Source organism: Gluconobacter frateurii (assembly GCF_002723955.1).
Lineage (GTDB): Bacteria > Pseudomonadota > Alphaproteobacteria > Acetobacterales > Acetobacteraceae > Gluconobacter > Gluconobacter frateurii.
The window spans coordinates 21,702-42,337 of record NZ_BEWN01000004.1; the positions used below are offsets into that span (position 1 = coordinate 21,702).

A 20,636-nucleotide genomic window follows, 5' to 3' on the forward strand; every position below is an offset into this window, starting at 1 on the left:
GGACGGAGACGGAGCGGAATGTCAGAATTAGAACCATGACACAGACAATCCCTCCGTTCTCTGACCTGTCTTTTCCTCGCCCTGACGAAGCATCCCTGAAGGCGCGGTATGACGATATTGCGCTCCTGCTGGATCAGGGGCGCTCCAAGGATGCCGCGCAGGCTTTCGATTTTGTACGCCGCGAATATGAATCCTGGGCGTCACACGTCCACCTTCAGTTCTCGCGCAATACGCAGGATGAGCAGGCCAAGGCAGATCGTGATTACGCGGATCGTCTGTCGCCGATCGTGACTGACCATGAAGTCACCATCAAAAAGCGCCTTCTGGCAGACCCGGATCGTGAGGCGCTGGAAGCGCTGGTCACACCGCACGTGGTGCGTCTGTGGGAAGCCGATACCACGACGTTCGATCCGCGCATCAGTACAGATCTGGAAGAAGAAGCGCGCCTGACTGGCGAGTACACGGCCCTTCTGGCCTCAGCAAAGATCCCGTTTGACGAAAAAGTACTCAATCTTTCCGGTCTGGTGCCTTATTTGCAAGGTTCGGACCGTGAGATGCGGCATGCGGCCGAACAGGCACGCTGGGCGTTCTTCGAGGAGAACGGCGAGGCACTCGACACCCTCTACAGCCGCCTTGTTGAATTGCGTGACCGCATGGCGAAAACGCTGGGGTTCGAGAATTATATCGAACTCGGCTATCGTCGGATGCGCCGGACAGATTACGGCCCCGAGCAGGTTGCAGCCTTCCGTGAGAAGGTCCTGAGTTCCGTCACGCCGCTTGTTCAGTCTTTGCTGGAACGCCGTCGTCTGAAAATGGGCTGGGACAAGGTCTGGGCCTGGGATGAGGCGCTGATTGATCTTCAGGGCAATCCGAAGCCTGCTGGGGATCATGATCTTCTGGTGACCCGTGCTGAAGGTATGTTCCGGGCGCTCGATCCCAAGGGCGAAATGGGCGATTTCTACGTGCAAATGCGCGATCTGGGGTATCTGGATCTGAAAAACCGTGATGGCAAAGCGGGTGGGGGGTTCTGCACGTCTTTCCCGACGATTGGCAGCCCTTACATCTTCGCCAATTTCAACGGCACGCATAACGACATCGGCGTTTTCACCCATGAAATGGGTCACGCGTTCCAAAACTGGAAAAGCCGCGATCAGGACTGGGTCGATCAGCTCTGGCCGACGATGGAAGCGGCAGAAATCCATTCCATGGGGCTGGAATTCCTGACATGGCCGCAGATTGACGCGCTGGTTGAGGACGGAGCTGCGGACCGGTATCGCCGGATGCACCTGATCGATGCGCTGTCGTTCTTCCCTTATGGCGTCTGCGTCGATCATTTCCAGCATGAGGTCTATGCCAATCCGCAAATGACTGCAGCGGAACGGCACGAAACCTGGGCTCGTCTGGAAAAGATGTACATGCCATGGCGGGACTGGGGCGATCTGGCCTATCCGGCCAAGGGCGGCCGCTGGCAGGCTCAGCTTCATATTTACCGCCTGCCATTTTATTACATTGATTACGCGCTGGCTCAGTGCTGTGCACTTCAACTGTGGCTTCGCTCCCGAATGGACAAGGAAGGCACGTTTGAAACCTATCGGAAGCTCTGCTCCGAAGGTGGCTCAAAGCCGTTTGCACAACTAGTCGCAGATGCCGGACTGGTGTCACCTTTCGAGGACGACGCACTGGCGGAAGTTGTGCATGAGGCGGAGCAGGAACTCGGGATCTAAAGGCTATTTCTGGCTCCGAAGGCATTTCCGGAGCCAGAAAACAGTATCAGCCGCGGCTGTTCCATTCTGAAATCAGGTCCAGCACGGCCTGAGGGGACATGCTGCGCGCGTTCCCAAGGGCCTTCGACCCGTCACCATTCAGGGCCTTTCCATCCGGCGTCACGATAATCACAGTCGGGACGGCTTTAATGGTCACGCCATACTTCTGGGCCAGATCCAGATTGGTATTGATGCGACCAACATTGACCGGAACAATCACGAACTGACTGTCGAGCCATGCCTTGGCATCGGGTAGAGCAAAGATACCGGACAGCATCTTGCAGTCCGGGCACCAGTTTCCACCGAAATCGATGAGAACCTTGCGCCCGGTTTTCGCGGCAAGAGCAAAAGCATCGTTCACCTGAGCCTGGGCAACGGACGTGTCAGGATACGGTGCAGCGATCGGAGGAGCCGAGGTTTCGCTCAGATGTGGCGCCGGTGTCGTTGCGGCGTGAGCGCCCAGTGGGGCGGAAAGCGCCAGACCCAGTCCGGCAGCGGCGAGAAGGGAAACGCGCATAAAAAAGGCTTTCATTGAAGGAACGGACTGCATGACATAACGCAGTCTCGCAGAAAAACGATTAAAGCTGAACTCAACCTTAAGGTCATGTTCTTGATGAAGTCCAAAACGTCTTCTCAGCCACAGAAGGCTGTTCCGGAAGTCAGTATTGTTGAAACGCTCCTGCGAACTGTTGGCCTGGTAGGCCTGACACTCGCATTCGCTGCTGTATTCCGTTTCTGGCACCCTACGCTAAAGCTGGTGCAGATGGTCGCGGCTACACATGCGTGGCAGTGGCTCTACACGTTGTTCCATGTCGACTCCGCGCTGGGCCGGGAACAGATGATCCTGATCGGGATCATCGTTTTCTGCTTCTGCGCAGCGCTGATTGTTCAGATCGCCGTGCTTTCTCTTATCAAAGTGATACGCAGCAGATCATAGAGTTTCTGAAGAGGCTTTGCGCAGGCCGGAAGCCGCTACCAGCAGCCATGAAATCATCAGCAGCGTGCCGCCGTAAGGTGCGAGCCGCGCGACGGATAACGTGCCGATCTTCAGATCAAAGAGTGCGTATAAGGTTACCGGCGTACAGAAGAGCACTGTCCCTAGCACCATGATGATACATGCCAGACGGGCGAGACGCTGACCCAGCAAAGGTGCGCCAAGCGTGAGGCCACAAAGCGCAATGGCGTGCCACATCAGGATTTCAACACCTGTATGGAGAACGGTTCTGCCATTTGGGACAGCAAAGGCCGTGTCGGGCAAATGCGATGCCAGTGTCCCAAGAACGAGTCCTATTGCGCCTCCGAGTGCACCTGAAACGAAGCAGAGGCGGAAAATGCCGGAAAGGGCAGGGAGGCGAGGATTTGCGGACATGCGCCGAATGTACCATGAAGTGTTCCGGAACATGAATGGACCGTTTTGAACGCGGGGCCATTCACCCGTAGTGGCCGGGAGCATTTTCCCGGTCTCACAGATGAAAGGACTGTCTCTTCATGAGAGCCACCGCACGTTTTGCCGCCTTTGCGTCCCTGAGCCTGCTTGCTGGTCTTGCAGCCTGTAACGCACCGGATGCGCCGCCAGCTCCTGCTCTGCCTTCTGCGGCTTCGACTTATACGCTGTCCACCGCAGATGCTGCTTTCCTGCAGCAGGTTGATGCCATGGATCTGACGCAGATCAGTATCGCCAACCTTGCTGCGACGCACAGCAACAGTGATGTCGTGAAGGCTTTTGCATCCACGGTTGTTAGCGATCACACGACAAACCGCAAGGCTGTTGCAAAGATTGCCACGGATTCCCACCTGACAGTAACGGACAAGCTGAACGCTGGCGACGAAGCGCATGTTGCGACGTTTGGTCATCTGTACGGCGCATCTTTTGACCGTGTTTTCCTGAGCGAAATTAAGAGCGTTCAGACGCCAGCTCTGACATCAGCACTCACCACGGCGACACAGTCGGGCGGGACGGCAGACATCAAGACCCTGGCAGGTGACACGACGAAGATGCTGAAAGATCACACGACTCGGGCAGGTGATCTGAGCGGTGCGAAGACAATCAAGGGCCATCACCATCACTTTGGCCGTCACTAAATAGAGGGTTGCCCGGATGAGCATTCGGCTTGATCGTATCGTGACCCGGGGTGGAGATCAGGGACAGACGTCTCTTGGGGATGGTTCGCGCGTCTCCAAGGATTGTGCCCGGATCGATGCCATGGGGACGGTCGATGAGCTGAACGCTCTTCTGGGGATTCTTGAATACTATGTGCGGAAACACGGGAATACTTTTAATATTTCCGCTGATATTCGCCAGATACAGTCCTGTCTATTTGATCTGGGCGCAGACATCTGCATTCCGGATCCCGCTCGACCATCCAGTCTGACGGATAAGGCTGTCGCTTGGGTCGAAGGCTGTATTGAGCTTCTCAGGGTGTCACAGCCTGAACTTCGCAGTTTTATACTGCCTGGTGGCTCCCTGATCTCGGCCCATGCGCATCTGGCCCGGACGGTCACGCGCCGGGCAGAGCGCAGCCTGATTTCTCTTGATCCTGTCCCCGCAGAGGGGATCCGGTTTCTGAACCGACTATCGGATTATTTCTTTGTTCTTGCGCGTCACGCCAATGATGACGGTGCGGGAGATGTGCTCTGGCAACCGGGACAGTGGAAATAAAGAAACACGAATACAGTTCTATTGTTTTGATGACAGGCCATCTCAGACCTGATAGAAGACCGTTGTCTGACAAAACGGGTCATTTATGAATTCCGTGAATGCCGACTCTCAATTTCCTTGCCAGGACACGTCTCGCTGATCGGCCCATGGGCTTTTTCAGTCTCCCCGTCATTCAGGGAGGGCGTTTCTGTTGGGAAACACAGCATAAATTTCATTATTATTGGTTGAAAAAAACAAAGAATGCAGGACGATCAGCAGGTTAGCGAAGACAAACTGCGGGAGGCGCTGGCTCGTCTAGGGTCAGGATCATCATCCCGTTCCCAGAAGCCCCGCCCGGTTACCCCGACGACAGAACGTCGCCGTCGCTTTGTGCGTGACGGCCAGGTTGTCGTGGAACATCAGGCAAGCCGTGGGTTCGCCCAGCGAAACACGGTTCCGGCTCAGGAAGACCAGGAAGAAATCGAGCGCCTTCGCCAGTCGGTAAAGCGTGAGCAGCGTCGCTGGGAAGAAGCCGAAAAAAGCCTCACGGAAATCCGCGCGCAGCTTAAGGCTTTCGAGACGCGTGAAGCGCATGCCAAGATCCAGATTACGGAACTGAACCGGGACCTTCGGGACCATCAGGAGCATATCCAGTCTCTCAAGGCCCAGCTTCATCAGGCTCGTGAGCAGGCGGCTGAAGCGGCCCGTCGCACACCGCGCCCCGTCGGGCGCCCACGCAAGGTCGCTGTTGAAGAAGACGTTATGGTTGCCGAAGAGCCGGTGCTTGCAGACGTTGAAGCGAACGAGCCAGAGCCCGTTCAGTGGTGGGTAAAGGCCTGATCTCTCAGGCCGCCGGGCGGCTGACGCGCCGCCCGAACCAGAACATCACACCCAGGAACACGACCCATCCCAGCCCGGATTGAAGCATCGCAGGCAGGTGAAGGGACAGTGTTTCGGTGCTACCCGTGGCGCCGACAACGGCAGCCACGGCAACACCGACCAGACTTTCCCCAACAATAAATCCTGAAGCAATCATCGTTCCCTGATCCTTCGGGAAGCGACGAAGCATCCATCCCAGACCCGCACCAATTGCGATCGTGACGGAGACGTTTGCCGGCAGATAGATGCCCATGCCGACGGCCAACGGTGGCAAAGACATGTTACGGCGTTTCAGAAGTCTATCCGCAACCACCAGAACCACGCCGATTGCAGCGCCAATTTCCAGCATCAGCCAGTCAAGATCATGGGTCAGGATACCCTTTGCAATTGCGGCCATCAGGGCAGGCTGAGGCGCGGCCAGTGCGCGTGTCGGGTCCATCCCGTCGCGAGGCATGGCGCCGACAAATCCATACGCCTGATAAAGTGTCTGAAGCACCCATGGAATGACTATCGCCCCTACGGCACAGCCAATCAGCAGGGCCACTTCCTGTTTCCACGGGGCGGCCCCAACAAGCTGGCCGGTTTTCAGGTCCTGAAGGTTGTCATTGGAAACGGCTGCAGACGCCGTAATGGCGGATAGAACAAACAGGCCAAAGGCAATGACCATGGGTCGTTGGTCAGGCGAGAGAACGCCACCGCTTTCAAGTCCCCACAGGGCAACTGAGATGGCGATGATGGCGATAATGCCAACGCCGGAAATCGGGGAGGACGAAGACCCGATGATCCCAGCCATATATCCGCAGGCACTTGCCACCAGAAAACCAAGGCCGAAACACGCAGTAATACCCAGAATGACAAGTGTCGCCATGGATGTGCCATGCGGCATGACGGGCCAGAGGAACTGAGTGAACAGTCCTGACAGGATCAGCGCGAGAATAATGCTCAGGCCAATCAGCGTGCGAGGGGCGAGATCGAGATCCGTTTCAGCCTGTGACGCTCGATGTTTGGCAGACAGCGCTTCCTTCAACCCCTGAGCGACCGGCCCCGAAAGCGCAAGCAGGGTCCAGATCGCGGCTACGGCGATCGCTCCAGCGCCCATGAAGCGGACCTTGTGCAGCCAGAGGTCCGTCGTTGCAGCCAGTGGATCTGCCACCGGGTTCATGTGACCCAGAACCGGAATCATGATGCCCCAGGCCAGCAGAACTCCGAGCAACATGGCGATGCCACCGGCGATACCAACGAGATATCCGGTTCCCAGAAGGGCCAGCGAGAAGCTGATATCAAGACGAAATGCCGACGCCCCAAAACTCGTGGCGGCCGAAACACCATCGGAAAGAACGCGGAGCCCGGACGTCGCAAAGGCGACGACCGCCGAAACAACCGTGCCTTTGGTCAGGGAGCGAAGGCTTTCTGCATCTCCTTCCGGGGACGATGCCCGCAGAATTTCTGCGCAGGCGGTTCCCTCCGGGTAAGGAAGATCGGAACTACTGACCAACGCCCGACGCAAGGGGATAGTGAAGATCACCCCCGTCATGCCACCGGCAAGTGTCAGCAGAAGGGAGATGACGTAAGGAAATTCATGCCAGTACCCAACCATGATGAGGCCAGGGAGTGCTGCGAAGATGCAAGAGAGGCTTCCTGCCGCTGAAGCCTGCGTCTGGACCATGTTGTTTTCGAGCATCGTGCCGCCGCCCATGAGACGCAGCACGGCCATCGAAATGATTGTAGCGGGAATGGATGAGCCGAACGTCAGACCGATCTTCAGGCCCAGATAAACATTGGCTGCGGTAAAGACGAGCGTAATGAGCGCACCCAGAATGATGCCCCTCAAGGTCAGTTCGCGGCTGTCCATATATTTCATGATGGGGGCAATCCTGTGATGTCGCTTGAGTACGGGGGCATTACGCTGCAGGGCGCGGCTCTGCAACCATTCTTCAGAAAGCAAATGAAAGGCTGGACTGATAATACAGTCCGCTTTTCGCTCCGGCATTTTTCAGATCATGCGACGCAGCGAACCAGGCCACGACGTGAGTCCAGTTCCAGTGGCGGTTTACAGCCCAGGTCAGCAGGCCGTTTGGTGCAACACCGACAAAATGACTGTGGAACTTTGGAAAATTATAGGCGGACGTGATCGAATACACCGAAGCCTGCGTGGTCTGCCGCCACAGTATCGGTGCTTTCACCCGAAGCGAGACCTTTCCATAAGAGCCGACGAGGATAGGAGACAGATTGATAAGGTTCGCGGCGCCGATATAGCCGGTGTAATCCAGATAGGGATTCTGGGGAGCAAATGGCGCACTGTAGGTGCCAACCGTTCCCTTCTGACGGGTCTCGTTTCCGCCCGAATACACGTCTGTCTGAACGCCAAAGAAAGGTTTGAACAGCAGGTCCGACCGTCTGTATCCCACGGTTGTATTCACGGAATACGCTGAGACCTGGCGGCGCGCCGTTGTGCCATAGGGCGTGAAATTACCCTGCTGCCACAGAACACCCAGCGCATATTCCAGTTGCTGGGCCGTTCCATACCAGCGAAAGCCAAGATTGTTACGATTGGTCGCGCCGGTCACGGATTTGATCGCGGTTGAACTCAACGTCGGCACCGATCCCGTCTTTCCACCCAGATGAAAGCCAATCCAGAACAGGTCCAGATAAGACTGGATACGCTGCTGGCCCAGATGGAAGGCTGGCACATCAACAGTTGTGTTGAAGCCATAAAGCCGCGTGTTCCAGTCCTGCGTGTCATGGAACATGGCTCGGGGAGCAATATTCGTGGCCACAAAGTCATACAGATCAAAACGGATATGCGGTAGAATCGCGTAGGCACGCGGCCCATTCCAGGTGATCTGGATATTGGGTGGCTCGCGGTCATAGAGAACGTAAGATGGCGCATCGAGAAACTGCTGTCGCCCGAACATCAGGCCCGTTTTTGCCGTGCCAATGGTCTGTTTATATTCGATGAAAGCCTGATGCAGATCCAGCCGCTTCCGATACGTGCTGCCATAGCTGTATCCGTTCCAGCCGGCGGCTGTTCCGTTCACGAGCTGCCCGAAAATGCGCCAGTGTTCCCCAAGGTGCAGGTCGGCACCGAACATGTTCCGTGTCACGAAACGCCCTGATCCCGGGTGCGGGATTGTTCCCAGCATCGGGTAGTCATTGTACCAGTTTCGCAGGCGGGTGCGTTCTGAGAGCGAGAGCCAGATGGTGCGTTCGTTGTTCAAGGCAATGAATTTCAGCGGGTCAAACAGATCGTCCCGATGGCTCTGGTTGCGCAGATAGGACCAGTCTTCCGCCCAAGGCGCCACACCATAACGGCCAACAGGACCAAAACCCGCGCCTTCACCGTTTCCACGATTGAACCCACCCCAGCGCGGCTGTCGGCCAATAGGGGCGAGATTCTGACGAGTGGTCAGACGCCTGGGTTGTTCCAGAAAGCCCGCATGGGGAAAGTTCTGGATTTCCGGGCGCTCTGCATGATGAACCTTGATCCGTTCTTCTTTCGATGCCGAAACGTCAAGGGGCGCAGAAAGGGCTGAAGACCCAAAGCCTGCCAGACAGGCCAGGGTCATTTTCAGCGTAATGCGGGTTTTGACGACGGGTGAAAGAGGAAGGAAAAGGCCGTTACTGTGTCCGGCCACGGAATTTTACGACAGGAAGATGGGCACGGTTATAGTCCAGCTCCTCGCGCGTCAGCTGATAGCCGATTTCCAGCGTATAGGGATTGTCCTGAAGGTTCTTGGCCGCCGGAAGGTCAATCAGGCGAAGTTCCGTCCGTACCGTCTGGGCGCTCACATTGGGTTCAAGCTTGAACGTGTCTGTGAAGACCTTTTTGTCCACGATCTTTCCGTCACGCATGATGACGATAAAATAGGGGACGTCGATGCTGCTGCCTTCAGCCGCCGGGCCGCGTGTCAGGTTCATGGCAAGGCTGATGCGGGTCCGCACCATCTGCTCACCCTTCGGCCCTTTGGGGCCGCGTTGGCAGTCTCCAGCGATGGATGTGAGCTGGGCATGACTGACCAGGCTGCCAACATCCAGTCCACGTCCGTCATAGACGAACCTGTCAGAGGCTGCGCTCGGAATATCCGTAGCAGGGCAGGCAGGAGCGAACATGCCCGGATTGGATTCGTCGCACCCTACCAGTGTCGAAAGCGCGACAACGGCAAAAGCCGGGACAAACAGGGACGTGGCAAGGCGCCGGAAGGCTGGCATCTGCTGTAGAAACTCCCACAAAGCGGCCCGGACGTTGCGACATGCCTCAATCCGGTCGATAATGGTCCTACATATCGAACTCCGCCCGCTTGGGGAACACCATGCCAGAACAGACAACTCTTGCACCAGAAAGTGCTGCACACCAGAAGACGCTCCGGGTCCTGCTCGCCGGCCCGCGTGGTTTCTGCGCCGGTGTGGATCGTGCGATCCGCGTCGTTGAAGAAGCCCTGCGTCGTTATGGCGCGCCAGTCTATGTGCGTCATGAAATTGTTCATAACCGCACTGTGGTCGAGGGATTGGAAGCCAAAGGCGCCATTTTCGTTGAAGAACTCGACGAAGTGCCAGCCGACGGGCACGTCGTTTTCTCGGCTCATGGTGTGCCGAAATCCGTGCCGGCTGAAGCGCAGCGCCGCAACCTGCTTTATCTGGATGCAACCTGCCCGCTGGTCTCCAAAGTTCATCGTGAGGCAGAACGTCATTTTGCTGGCGGTGGTCCGGAGCAGCTTCATATTCTGATGATCGGTCATGCCGGCCATCCGGAAGTCGTAGGCACGATGGGTCAGCTCCCTCCCGGGGCTGTGACGCTTATCAACGATGCCGAGGAAGCCCGCACGATCCAGCCGGAAGATCCGGCAAAGCTGGCGTTCATCACGCAGACGACGCTGTCCGTCGATGATACGGCTGAAATCGTTGATATTCTTCGCTCGCGTTTCCCGCTGATCGAAGGGCCGAAGCGCGAAGACATCTGCTACGCCACGACCAATCGTCAGGAAGCTGTGAAAGCCATCGCGCCTGAGAGTGATCTGGTCATTGTCATTGGTTCGCCGAACTCCTCCAACTCGCAGCGCCTGCGGGAAGTGGCAGAGCGTTCCGGTGCACGTCGTGCCCTTCTGGTGCCGAAGCTGGAAAACCTCGACTGGTCCGTGCTGGAAGGCGTGGAGACACTCGGTATCAGTGCTGGTGCGTCTGCTCCGGAAAGTCTGGTGCAGGAAATGGTGACGGCGCTTGCTGCGAAATACACGCTGAAGATTGAAGAGCGGATCGTGAAGGAAGAAAACATCAACTTCCGTCTGCCAGGTCCGCTTGCTGGTGAGGACAACTGAGATTTCATGGCCGTCTATACGGAACTGGCGGCCGAGACGCTCGAAGCGTTCCTTGGCACATATGACATCGGCACCCTGATCTCGTTTCAGGGAATCGCTGAAGGCGTCGAAAACAGCAATTTCCTGCTTCAGACGACGGGTGGGACTTTCATCCTCACGCTTTTTGAAAAGCGCGTGAAAGCCTCTGATCTTCCATGGTTTTTGGGGCTGATGCAGCATCTGTCGGGGAAGGGGATGAACTGTCCTCTTCCTGTTGCGGGGCGTGACGGGGAGGCTCTGCGGATTCTTGCAGACCGCCCCGCCGCCATCACGACCTTCCTTCCGGGACGCGCCGTCTCCGAGATCACCGCTGAAGCCTGCGGGCAGCTTGGTCAGGTTCTGGCTACTTTCCACGAGAAGGGACGGGACTACACGGCGGAGCGTCCGAACGGGCTCTCCGTGCACGCCTGGAGGCCTCTCCTTGAAAGCTGTCAGGGTGCTGGGGACGATCTGCTTCCCGGCCTGACAGATGAACTGGTGCAGGCTCTGGACCGGATCGAGGCTTCCTGGCCCGCAGAAGGGACGCTTCCACGAGGCCAGATTCATGCGGATCTGTTTCCAGATAATGTCTTCTTTCAAGACGGCAGGATCTCCGGGCTGATCGATTTCTATTTCGCCTGCACGGACCTCTTCGCCTACGATCTGGCCATCTGTCTGAATGCGTGGTGTTTCCGGGACGAAAAGGTTTTCGAACCTGCCTTCGCTCAGGCCATGATTGATGGCTATGAGACGGTCCGTCCTCTCGATGCTGCGGAAAAAGCTGCTCTGCCCATTCTTTGTCAGGGCGCTTCCATCCGCTTTTTGCTGACGCGCCTCTATGACTGGATCAATACGCCCGCTGATGCGCTTGTGACCCGCAAGGACCCACTCGCTTATCTTGGGCGGCTTCGGCATTTTGCGGGATACGCCACAGGGCACGCCAATGTCTGAGACAGAAAGCCTGCTGGTGGAAATCTGGACGGATGGGGGCTGTAAGCCCAATCCCGGTCCAGGCGGATGGGGTGTTCTTCTGTGCTGCAAAGGCAAGGAGAAGGAGATGTGGGGCGGTCATCCGGAAACGACCAATAACCGGATGGAACTGACCGCCGCCGCCGAGGCGTTGGAAGCGCTCAAACGTCCCTGTCAGGTGAAGCTCCACACGGATAGCGAATACCTGAAGAATGGCATTACCCGTTGGCACACAGGCTGGGTTCGTCGGAACTGGCGTAATGCGGCAGGGGACCCGGTGGCCAACATGGATCTTTGGCAGCGTATTCTGGATGCGGCCAAACCGCATGAGATCGAGTGGCTCTGGGTTCGGGGACATTCGGGGGATGTGAATAACGAGCGGGTGGACGTTCTGGCCACGCGGGGGCGGGAAGAGCTCTGAATAAAGCCATGTTTTCTGCGTCTTACTGAAGAAAGTTCAGAAAAATGCAGAAAGTTGAAAAAAGGGGCTTTACCGACCCCGTCGGTTGGACTACATACCTCCTCACCGGTCCCGAATAGCTCAGTTGGTAGAGCAAGCGACTGTTAATCGCTGGGTCGTAGGTTCGAGTCCTACTTCGGGAGCCACTTTTCTTCTTGAAAAACTGGCCACGGTACAAAGAAAAAGCCCCTCACGGGGCTTTTTTCATTTGTGCTGTATTTGCTTTTGACCACCAATCCTTTCGGGCATTGGCGGTCAAATAAAGCATTCAGAGAATTTCAGGGCGCACGTCTTCGAGACGATCCAGCGACCATAGTTTCGGGAAAAGCCGGATCCACACGACGGCCACCAGAATGGTTCCGACGCCGCCTGCAATGACCGCAGCCTCTGGCCCGATCGCAGCTCCAAGCGTGCCGCTTTCAAATTCTCCCAGCTGATTGCTTGAGCCGATGAACAGGGAATTCACAGCCGAGACGCGCCCACGCATGGAGTCTGGTGTGGCGAGCTGAATCAGGGACGAGCGCACCACGACGCTGATCACATCCGCTGCACCCAAGACCATCAGGGCGAGAACAGAAATCCATGTAATGTGAGAGGCACCAAAAACAATGGTTGCTACTCCGAACACGACAACTGAAATGAACATGGTCACGCCGGCGCGTCGTCCCAATGGGTGTCTGGACAGCCAGGCGGATGTAACCAGCGCCCCTACGGCCGGAGCTGCTCTAAGGAAACCGAGACCAATTGGTCCAACGTGCAGAACGCTATCTGCATAGACTGGCAAAAGAGCTGTCGCGCCACCCAGCAGCACCGCAAACAGATCGAGAGAAATCGCTCCAAGGAGATCCCGGCGTCGGTTCAGAAATCCCAGACCTGCAAAAACGGATGCAAACGTTACAGGTTCTTTTGCTGGAACCGTGTGGTGAAGCTGAAGTGCCAGTGTCCCGAAAAAGGCGAGTGCGAATCCAAGTGTCGCCAGGCTGTAGCAGGTTACCGCTCCCAGGCCGTACAGCAGGCCACCCAGACTTGGCCCCACGATGGAGGCGGTCATGAACAGGGACGACAGAAGTGCCTGCGCGCGTGGCAGAAGTGCAGGCGGAGCGATGGCAGGCAGAAATGCCTGCTGACAGGGCATCTCAAAGCTGCGAAGCGTGCCATAGAAGGCTGCAAATGCATAAACGAGTGCAGGTGTCAGAATCTGCATGGCAGCAGCGGCTGCGAGAGCACCTGTGCTCAGAATTTCCAGGATCTGGCAGACCAGAACGATGTTCCGGCGATTGAACCGGTCTGCCACATGCCCGGAAATGAACGTCAGCGGCACCATGGGCAGGAACTGCGCCAGTCCCAGATAGCCAAGTGAGGCCACGCTGTGGGTCAGGGCATAGATCTGCCAGCCGATGGCAATGGTCATGGTCGTTGCGGAAAGCTGCGAACAGATTCGGCTTATAATCAGAGGGCGAAGGCCGGGGAGGGCCCGCAATGCTGGGTCAATCATCCCACCACATTAGGCATTTCTGCTGCTCAAGTTTATTGCAAAATTCCGAGACGGAAGGCAGATGAAGGTCATGACTGCCACACAGACACCCAAACCCGTAACGTACGCTACTGTCACCTGGGACCAGCTCCACCGTGACGCCCGTACCCTCGCCGCAACGCTCATGGAAAAGCACGGGCCGTTCCGCGGTATCGTTGCAATCACGCGTGGTGGGCTCATCCCGGCTGCCATTCTCGGCCGCGAGATGGGCTGCCGCCTGATCGAAAGCGTTTCCGTCATCAGCTATGCTGGTGAAGAAGGCACCCAGCACGAGCCGAAGGTTGTGAAAGCTCCGTCAGCAGCTGGCGATGGCGAAGGCTTCCTGATCGTCGATGATCTGGTCGATTCTGGCATTACGGCGAAGTACGTTCGTGAAATGCTCCCCAAGGCTGTTTTCGCCTGTCTGTATGCAAAGCCGGACGGCAAGCCGCACACCGATCACTACGTGACGGAAGTTGCTCAGGACACGTGGGTGCTGTTTCCGTGGGACACAGCGCCGCTTTTTGTGCCGCCGCTCGTAAGAAATGAAAAAGAGTGAAAAAACCCTATTGCTTCTGAAACTTACTGCCCCTATGTTCCGCCTCGGTTCGGGGCGTGGCGCAGCCTGGTAGCGCGCCTGTTTTGGGTACAGGAGGCCCCCGGTTCGAGTCCGGGCGCCCCGACCAGTTTCAAGATTTTCTACTGCGCCCTTAGCTCAGTTGGATAGAGCAACAGCCTTCTAAGCTGTGGGTCGCTGGTTCGAATCCAGCAGGGCGCGCCACCCAGCGCGCCTGTCTCCCTTTCACCAGATCATCTGGATAAAAGGGACAAAAAAATTAATCTCAAAAATGTTTTTTTGGCTCCGACTGACTATTTCGAGAAGCCCGTTTCCAGAGGCTTTGAGAACATAGCGATTCGTGTGCATCAGGCTGGCCCGTCACTGGCACAGTCCGAATCCAGTTGCCTGAAAGTGGAAGTGGTTTGCATGGAGGCTGTCATAGTCTGGAGATAGAACAGTTCCGAACACCTCGCAGGCCCTCTTTTTTAGAATATGAAGATAATGCCCGTTCGGTCCGGGCTTATTCCATGCACCGACTGAAATTTCCTGTCCGTCTGCAAGAATAAATCCCGAGACATCAATTGCATCCGCCGTAGCATGGCTACTCTGGGCGCCGGGACGGTTCCTGACATCTCGACAGGCAAAACTTCCCAGATGAGTGATACCGCGTAAATCCGTTCCAAATATTTCCCGTGTCACAGGCTTGGCAATCATTGCTTCAAACAGATCCCAGCGGACTGCGAGGTTGCAGGAGGCCAAAAAGCTTCGAGGTTCGAGAATAATTGCCGGATCACTGACCGTCACAACATCAGTCAGAGGGCAGTTTTTTGTGCCTGTATGATTATGTGGCTGAAGATGAAGAGAAGAGGTGCGGAGGGACGCCCGACAAAAGGAATCTGAATTTGCCAGAATACGCAGCTTGAAGGGCGTTATGAACGTCCAGGCATTTCTGAGATCCAGTGGTTGCGTTGGATCGTATTGAGGTGGGAGCCACGCCTTGTGAAAAAAGCACAGCCCAGTCACGACGAGGCATAGCAATACCACGGTAGATCCTCGCCTGCGCATCGTTGCCCGTCACCTTTCGCTTGGAAGCAGCATTGTCTCTCAGGGGGACTGCGGAACAATGCTGATCATTTCGTTCGGTTCTGGCTCATTAACCGGCGGAAAATTCCTCGCCTGGCTCCGCTGGGGGCGACGGGTACGGCTCGCTGGCGACAGGCTCTGTTCCTTCCCTGTGGCGAGTGCGCGCTCAATGGCTTCCAGAACGCGCATATCCATCAGTCCTTCCTCTCCATCAGGCTCAGGATCCTGATCGTTCAGGATACAATCTGCGAAGTAGGCAATCTCGCCTCCGAATTGCTCCGTTGGAGTGTGGTTATGGGAGGTCGTGTCATCTTCAGTCGTGACGGTGTAGCTGATGCCCGTATCCGGACCGAACATGAAGCACGGTGAAGACCTGACAGATGCTTTTGTACCAACCAGCCGAAGTTCTTCTGTCGGGGCACAGGCAAAACTGACGGTGAAGGTTGCCAGGCCGTATTCTGCAAATCGCAGGGTGACGGAGACCGTGTCCTCAAAATTGAAACCTCGGCCAGGTGTCTGGAAGCCATGGGCAGATACACCAACTGGCTCACGTCCAATAAGGTTTCGCAGGGCGTTCAGGGGGTAAGTTCCAAGATCCGGAACCGGGCCAGACCAGAAACCAGAGTGCCCGCGATGGTTGGCTTCCGCGAAGTTCTGCCCGAATGAGGCATTGAAGAACAAAATGTCACCGAACTCGCCATTACGGCTGCGGTCGATCATTTCGACTGTTCCGGGTTCACAATGCAGCCGGTAAGCGACCATCAGCTTTCCGCCGCCTTTTTTCTGGGCAGCAATAATCGCTTCGGCGTCCTTGACGCTTCCGGCCATAGCCTTTTCGAGCAGAAGGTGTTTTCCACCCTCTAGAATTGGAATGGCATGTTTTGGGTGAAGCGCGTTGGGGGTGGCGAGATAAAAGGCATCAATGTCTGGGGATGCAATCAGACTGGGCAGATCATCGTAATGATAGGCAGGAATATTGTATTCTCGAGCCAGCTTTTCTCCTTTTTCCGGATCTCCGGTCACCAGTGCGGCCAGAACTGCATTTGGCGCACGTGCGATGCCAGGCATGAATGCCTGCTGGGAAATCTGGCCACCTCCGACGACAGCGAAGCGGATTTTTTTATCAGTCATGCTCGTTACCTTTTCCCCTGTTGAAAAAGGTAACGAGAAAATCTCCGGATCCGTTGCGATCTTTCTGATTTTCTCTCCGCCTTCCTGTCAGGGCTGCGCGAGCCCTTCCAGAAGACGTGCAATGGCTTCAGCTCCAGGATCAGGAACATCTTTTAGTTGTGCCAACGGCACATAAGCGGCACGGCCCGCACGAGCATGCATTGTGCGTGTGGCATCAGCTCCTTTACGAGCAGCCCGTGCAGCTTCATGCAATCCGCCGCTCTGAAGGGCGGCTATGGCAGGGAAGAGGGCATCCAGCATAGTGCGGTCACCGGGCGACGCGCCGCCATAGCTGTGCATGCGCTGCAATCCCGCTTCCAGGCCGGATCGCCAGTTTTCCTGCTGTCCCGCAGTAGAAAACATGATCGAAAGCAGAACGCCGCTTGATCCACCAGCATTACGTGCGAGAAGGCGCCCGATTGTTGCAGTGAGTTGTTGAGGGGAGGCCAGGGGGAGGCGGTCGATATCTTTCAGTATAACGCGACCCGCTTCCGCAAAGGTTGAGCCTGCATCTCCGTCACCAATCAGGGCATCCAGAGCATTGAGATCCTTTTCGTTGTCGATAAGGATTTTGGCACCCTGGCGGATGAATTTTTCGACATAGCCATTAGAAGACGCTTTGAAGGCGAAAGTCTCAGGGAGCGATGGGGTGGGCTTTGTCTGAACGTCTTTAAAAGGGGCAATACCTGGCCATGCCCATGGCTCCACAGGAGCTTCCAGTGCTTCAGTAAAAGCTGCTTTTGCAGGAATTGCCGACAGGGAAAATCCGTACATATCCAGTGACGTCATCAACGGGGCGGGCCCAATAATGAATGCGGTGCGCTCCGCTAGAGACGTTCGCGCGAGGGCATCTATGATAGCCTGCGCCTCCAGAACTGGAACCGCCCCTAACATGTTGACCATGATGGCGTGTTTTCCATGCGTCAGATGTTTGGTCAGCGTCTCTGCGGCACGCGCAACCAGCGCATCCAGTTTCTCTACGGCGATGCGTTCTGCTCCAGGCTCTCCGTGAATTCCAAGACCAAGCTCGGCTTCATGGTCGTCCAGCCGCGTCTCGTGCTGTGGGTCGTAAACATTGACGTCCGTCAGTGCCAGGCCGATCGACGCCGTCGCCTTAATGGCATCCAGGGCGGCCTGTTTGACATCAGCCAGACTGGCTCCAGCTTCTGCCGCATGTCCTGCAATTTTCTGAACAAGCACTGTTCCCGCGATGCCACGGGCATGTGACCCTTGTCCCAGCGCAATGTCATCCGCCACGATGACCAGCTCAACATTCTTTCCCAAGGCCCGGGCCTGCTCCGCAGCCAGTCCAAAATTCAGTCGGTCTCCGGTGTAGTTCTTGACGATCAGCAGGCAGCCAGAGTCACCTGTCACTTCCAGAATGGCCGCGAGAATGGCATCGACATTGGGGGAGGCGAATAATGCGCCACAGACCGCGGCGGTCAGCATGCCTTTGCCTACAAATCCAGCGTGGGCAGGTTCGTGCCCGGAGCCGCCGCCAGAAACAATGGCGACTTTCGATTTATCCCAGTGCCGCCTGAGAACAACGTGGATATTGTCATGTCCCGAAAGGCGGCAGAGGTGACTTCCAGCAGAAGATCTCAGAAGTCCGTCTATGCCTTCGGTGACGAGAGTGTCGCGGTGATTGTAAAAGCGCTTCATCGTATCCTGGATCCTCAACGGACTGATAACGAAGAGAATACCTCAACCTGACTTACGGACCAATCACCTTCCCGCGACCCTCCCTGTGATACAGATATTCTGGATCAGTCTGATGGATTATTCTTCGTATAGGCGTCTCTTAAAGCCTTTTCGATTTCAGGGGTTGGTGAGCCCAGAACAGTCTGTTTCAGCGCGTTGTTAGCCTTGATCGAGAGGAGCCCCCAGGAGCCCGAATGATCGGTGGCCAGAACCAGTTCCAGCTGTTGTGCCGCACAGTCATGAGGCTTGCACATATGACCAAGCGCATATGTTTTCCCCTTCTGTGTGAAATATTCGACCGGGGTGGACGTGCCTTTACCTGAGACAACCCAGGCCGGAAGCGTAATCATGGTCTTGTAAGCCTGTCTGAAACCTGACGTGTTCAGCAGGTCCTGCGTCGTAGGTGGTGCAGCAGCCGCTGTCATGGTTCCGCAGACTATGGTGCAGGCTAGCGTAAAGATTTTGAGGCGCTGTTTCATGAAGCGTCCTTCTTTCGCGTCAGATGTGTTCCATCAGACGGACACCCTGTGCTTTCAGATCGCTGAAGAGCGCAGTCTGGTCGCCAGCAATGCCACGGCAGGCTCCGAGGGCGATGTCTGTCCTGAAACCACAGCGCATGGCGTCCCGGGCGGTTGCAGTAACGCAGAAATCCAGCGCCAGCCCGCAAACAACAATATGGGTGATCTTCAACCCGCGCAGAAGGTGATCCAGCCCGGTTGACGTTTCATGGTCGTTGTCGAAAAAGGCGGAATAGCTGTCGCGATCCTGAGCCATGCCTTTGTGAATGATATGGCTCACCGGTTGGAGGTTCAGAGCCGATGGAAAATCAGCGCCTTCAGATGCTGCAATACAGTGCGCTGGCCAAGGGCCACCTTCTTTCTTGAAGGAACAATGGTCCGCCGGGTGCCAGTCCTGCGTCGCTACCACAGCGGAAAATCCTAACTGGGAAAGGGCATTGATCGGCGCAATGACCTGATCCCCAGCTGGAACGGCCAGCGCTCCGCCGGGCAGGAAATCGTTCTGGACGTCTACAATAATCAGGGCGGACTGCTGAAAATCAGGCAAGGGAGGTTCTTCCAGAACTGAGTGAGATCACAATACTGACGATCTTAAGCAGTCCCGGGCAGCATAAGAAAGGCGGCTTTTCAGAGACGGGTCACGAGAAGCTGGTTGATGCGGAAACCCTCAACGTCCACGACTTCAAAGCGGAAGCCAGACGACTCAACGCTGTCAGCCTTTCGGGCCATGCGACGAAGCCTGTTCATCACGAAACCACCGACCGTATCGAAGTTCTGCGCATCGTCGAACAGCGGAATATCGAGCTCACGGATGACATCTCCGATTGGAGCTGCACCGTCGATCAGCCAGGAATTTGCATCACGTCGAACAATGGCCTGCTCTTCGAACGGGCTGACCAGCCCATCCATCAGAGCGCCCATAATGTCCTTGTAGGTAATCAGACCGACGACCAGACCATATTCATTCACAATCAGTGCAAAGCCTGCGGAATGGGCATCGAACTGCGCAAGTGTTTCCCAAAGATTCAGCGTGTCGGGTAGGGAGAGAACATCGCGGCGCATCTTGAAGATCTGGCTGGCAACCGGCGTCAGGCTCTCTTTTGACTGCGGTTCGTCCACTACCGCCACTAACACGTCCTCGGCACGAATGGAGCCAATGACGCGATCCAGACCACCATCGCAGAGCGGGTAGCGAGAGTATGGTCGGACACGCACCTTGTCCCGCTGGCTTTCGGGAGTTTCCTGAACGTCCAGAAACACAATCTCATCTCGTGGCGTCATTGCAGACGTGACGGAACGATCCTGCAGGCCCAGAACGTTCTGGATCATCTGGTGTTCCTGCTCCAGCAGGATACCCGAAGCCGTACCCGCGGCCAGAATAGCCCGAAGGTCTTCTGGTGTGACAGGTTCGACCGTTGCAGCGGCCGGAATTTTCATGACACGCAGGAGGACGTCCGAGATACGGGAAAAAACCCAGACCGCAGGATAAAGCACTTTGAGGGCGAGAGCAGGAAACCAGCCAACCTTGAGTGCAATCCGGTCCGGCGCATTCATGGCAATCCGCTTGGGAAGCAGATCGGCAAAGAGAACAAATAAGCCTGTGATGAGAATAAAAGAACAGGCCGACCCGGTATTCGATGCTAGGGCCGGAGAGAACCCAATCCATTCCAGACCAGCAGCAATAGGCTCACTCAGCATCGACTCGCTGATGATGCCGCCCAGAACGCCGACAGCATTCAGACAGATCTGTAGGACGGTAATGACCTGTCCGCTGTTGCGCCGCAGTTTGAGGAATGCGACCGCCCTGGGATCACCAGCTTCGGCCTTAGAGCGAAGCCGGACATCCCGGGCAGCGGCAAATGAGATCTCGGACAGGGAGATCAATATGGAGACCGCGATCAGAACGACGGTCGCGACAAGGCCCAGCAGGAGAAGAATAATCATGTGCTGGGTAGGAGATGATACTGACATGCGGGCGGCATCATACTCCGAAGAACAGAAACAAAGCCAATTATCTTCAGATGGCAGCCATGCGGGTCGATAATGTCATAAG

At 56.3% G+C, this 20,636-nt stretch carries 21 protein-coding genes and 3 tRNA genes; 12 read left to right on the top strand and 12 right to left on the bottom strand.

Annotation, left to right across the window (positions count from 1 at the left end; translation table 11 throughout):
* Positions 1-35: 35 nt before the first annotated feature.
* Positions 36-1,724, top strand: a complete 1,689-nt coding sequence (locus GFR01_RS10920) for a M3 family oligoendopeptidase (RefSeq protein ID WP_099182517.1) — start codon at positions 36-38, stop codon at positions 1,722-1,724.
* A 46-nt stretch (positions 1,725-1,770) separates the two neighbouring features.
* On the opposite strand, the gene GFR01_RS10925 is transcribed toward GFR01_RS10920, so the two are convergent.
* Positions 1,771-2,295, bottom strand: coding sequence for a thioredoxin family protein (locus tag GFR01_RS10925; protein WP_373317609.1), 525 nt, complete (start codon positions 2,293-2,295; stop codon positions 1,771-1,773).
* A gap of 72 nt (positions 2,296-2,367) precedes the next feature.
* Here GFR01_RS10925 and GFR01_RS10930 point away from each other — a divergent pair, with 72 nt between their 5' ends.
* Positions 2,368-2,700, top strand: coding sequence for a hypothetical protein (locus GFR01_RS10930; protein WP_099182763.1), 333 nt, complete (start codon positions 2,368-2,370; stop codon positions 2,698-2,700).
* Here the strand turns inward: GFR01_RS10930 and GFR01_RS10935 are convergent.
* Positions 2,695-3,132, bottom strand: a complete 438-nt coding sequence (locus tag GFR01_RS10935) for a DUF423 domain-containing protein (protein WP_099182518.1) — start codon at positions 3,130-3,132, stop codon at positions 2,695-2,697. The genes GFR01_RS10930 and GFR01_RS10935 overlap by 6 nt on opposite strands.
* A 119-nt stretch (positions 3,133-3,251) precedes the next feature.
* Here GFR01_RS10935 and GFR01_RS10940 point away from each other — a divergent pair, with 119 nt between their 5' ends.
* The 3 genes from GFR01_RS10940 to GFR01_RS10950 all read left to right on the top strand — a co-directional run bounded on the left by GFR01_RS10940 (position 3,252) and on the right by GFR01_RS10950 (position 5,241).
* Positions 3,252-3,845, top strand: coding sequence for a DUF4142 domain-containing protein (locus tag GFR01_RS10940; RefSeq protein ID WP_099182519.1), 594 nt, complete (start codon positions 3,252-3,254; stop codon positions 3,843-3,845).
* 16 nt (positions 3,846-3,861) lie between these two features.
* Entirely contained in the window at positions 3,862-4,422 is a 561-nt protein-coding gene (locus GFR01_RS10945; protein ID WP_063905563.1) for a cob(I)yrinic acid a,c-diamide adenosyltransferase, read from the top strand.
* A 240-nt stretch (positions 4,423-4,662) separates the two neighbouring features.
* Entirely contained in the window at positions 4,663-5,241 is a 579-nt protein-coding gene (locus GFR01_RS10950) for a hypothetical protein (RefSeq protein WP_099182520.1), read from the top strand.
* 4 nt (positions 5,242-5,245) lie between these two features.
* On the opposite strand, the gene GFR01_RS10955 is transcribed toward GFR01_RS10950, so the two are convergent.
* From GFR01_RS10955 to GFR01_RS10965, 3 genes are all read right to left on the bottom strand, one after another.
* On the bottom strand, positions 5,246-7,141 hold the full coding sequence (locus GFR01_RS10955) for an OPT family oligopeptide transporter (protein WP_099182521.1): 1,896 nt from the start codon (positions 7,139-7,141) through the stop codon (positions 5,246-5,248).
* A gap of 73 nt (positions 7,142-7,214) precedes the next feature.
* Positions 7,215-8,915: an alginate export family protein gene (locus tag GFR01_RS10960; RefSeq protein WP_099182522.1), complete on the bottom strand. Its 1,701-nt coding sequence runs from the start codon at positions 8,913-8,915 to the stop codon at positions 7,215-7,217.
* On the bottom strand, positions 8,899-9,489 hold the full coding sequence (locus GFR01_RS10965) for a hypothetical protein (RefSeq protein ID WP_099182523.1): 591 nt from the start codon (positions 9,487-9,489) through the stop codon (positions 8,899-8,901). The genes GFR01_RS10960 and GFR01_RS10965 overlap by 17 nt, the downstream gene beginning before the upstream one ends.
* Before the next feature lie 101 nt (positions 9,490-9,590).
* Between GFR01_RS10965 and ispH the strand changes: the two genes are divergently transcribed.
* The 4 genes from ispH to GFR01_RS10985 all read left to right on the top strand — a co-directional run bounded on the left by ispH (position 9,591) and on the right by GFR01_RS10985 (position 12,185).
* Entirely contained in the window at positions 9,591-10,592 is a 1,002-nt protein-coding gene (gene ispH / locus GFR01_RS10970) for a 4-hydroxy-3-methylbut-2-enyl diphosphate reductase (protein WP_061510492.1), read from the top strand.
* Between the two features lie 6 nt (positions 10,593-10,598).
* A complete protein-coding gene (locus GFR01_RS10975) occupies positions 10,599-11,561 on the top strand; it encodes a homoserine kinase (RefSeq protein ID WP_099182524.1) in 963 nt (320 codons plus the stop codon).
* Positions 11,554-12,000: a ribonuclease HI gene (gene rnhA, locus GFR01_RS10980; RefSeq protein ID WP_010503976.1), complete on the top strand. Its 447-nt coding sequence runs from the start codon at positions 11,554-11,556 to the stop codon at positions 11,998-12,000. The genes GFR01_RS10975 and rnhA overlap by 8 nt, the downstream gene beginning before the upstream one ends.
* A 109-nt stretch (positions 12,001-12,109) precedes the next feature.
* A tRNA-Asn gene (locus GFR01_RS10985) sits at positions 12,110-12,185 on the top strand.
* Positions 12,186-12,307: 122 nt separating this feature from the next.
* Here GFR01_RS10985 and GFR01_RS10990 read toward each other — a convergent pair.
* The gene (locus tag GFR01_RS10990) at positions 12,308-13,534 is read right to left on the bottom strand and encodes an MFS transporter (protein WP_099182525.1); all 1,227 of its coding nucleotides are present in this window, start codon (positions 13,532-13,534) and stop codon (positions 12,308-12,310) included.
* Positions 13,535-13,595: 61 nt separating this feature from the next.
* On the opposite strand from GFR01_RS10990, the gene gpt reads away from it, so the two are divergent.
* The 3 genes from gpt to GFR01_RS11005 all read left to right on the top strand — a co-directional run bounded on the left by gpt (position 13,596) and on the right by GFR01_RS11005 (position 14,333).
* A complete protein-coding gene (gene gpt, locus GFR01_RS10995) occupies positions 13,596-14,111 on the top strand; it encodes a xanthine phosphoribosyltransferase (protein ID WP_063905571.1) in 516 nt (171 codons plus the stop codon).
* A 50-nt stretch (positions 14,112-14,161) separates the two neighbouring features.
* Positions 14,162-14,238 (top strand) — tRNA-Pro (locus tag GFR01_RS11000).
* An 18-nt stretch (positions 14,239-14,256) separates the two neighbouring features.
* Positions 14,257-14,333 (top strand) — tRNA-Arg (locus GFR01_RS11005).
* Between the two features lie 156 nt (positions 14,334-14,489).
* Here GFR01_RS11005 and GFR01_RS16195 read toward each other — a convergent pair.
* The 6 genes from GFR01_RS16195 to GFR01_RS11035 form a co-directional block, all read right to left on the bottom strand.
* Entirely contained in the window at positions 14,490-15,176 is a 687-nt protein-coding gene (locus GFR01_RS16195; protein ID WP_099182526.1) for an extensin-like domain-containing protein, read from the bottom strand.
* Between the two features lie 39 nt (positions 15,177-15,215).
* Positions 15,216-16,325 carry a Gfo/Idh/MocA family protein gene (locus tag GFR01_RS11015; RefSeq protein WP_099182527.1) on the bottom strand — a complete coding sequence of 370 codons (1,110 nt, stop codon included), beginning with the start codon at positions 16,323-16,325 and terminating at the stop codon, positions 15,216-15,218.
* A gap of 87 nt (positions 16,326-16,412) precedes the next feature.
* A complete protein-coding gene (locus GFR01_RS11020) occupies positions 16,413-18,026 on the bottom strand; it encodes a dihydroxyacetone kinase subunit DhaK (protein ID WP_099182528.1) in 1,614 nt (537 codons plus the stop codon).
* 104 nt (positions 18,027-18,130) lie between these two features.
* Positions 18,131-18,544, bottom strand: coding sequence for an Ivy family c-type lysozyme inhibitor (locus GFR01_RS11025; RefSeq protein WP_099182529.1), 414 nt, complete (start codon positions 18,542-18,544; stop codon positions 18,131-18,133).
* 19 nt (positions 18,545-18,563) lie between these two features.
* On the bottom strand, positions 18,564-19,130 hold the full coding sequence (locus GFR01_RS11030; protein WP_099182530.1) for a nicotinamidase: 567 nt from the start codon (positions 19,128-19,130) through the stop codon (positions 18,564-18,566).
* A gap of 80 nt (positions 19,131-19,210) precedes the next feature.
* A complete protein-coding gene (locus GFR01_RS11035; protein ID WP_099182531.1) occupies positions 19,211-20,554 on the bottom strand; it encodes a hemolysin family protein in 1,344 nt (447 codons plus the stop codon).
* Positions 20,555-20,636 lie beyond the last annotated feature (82 nt).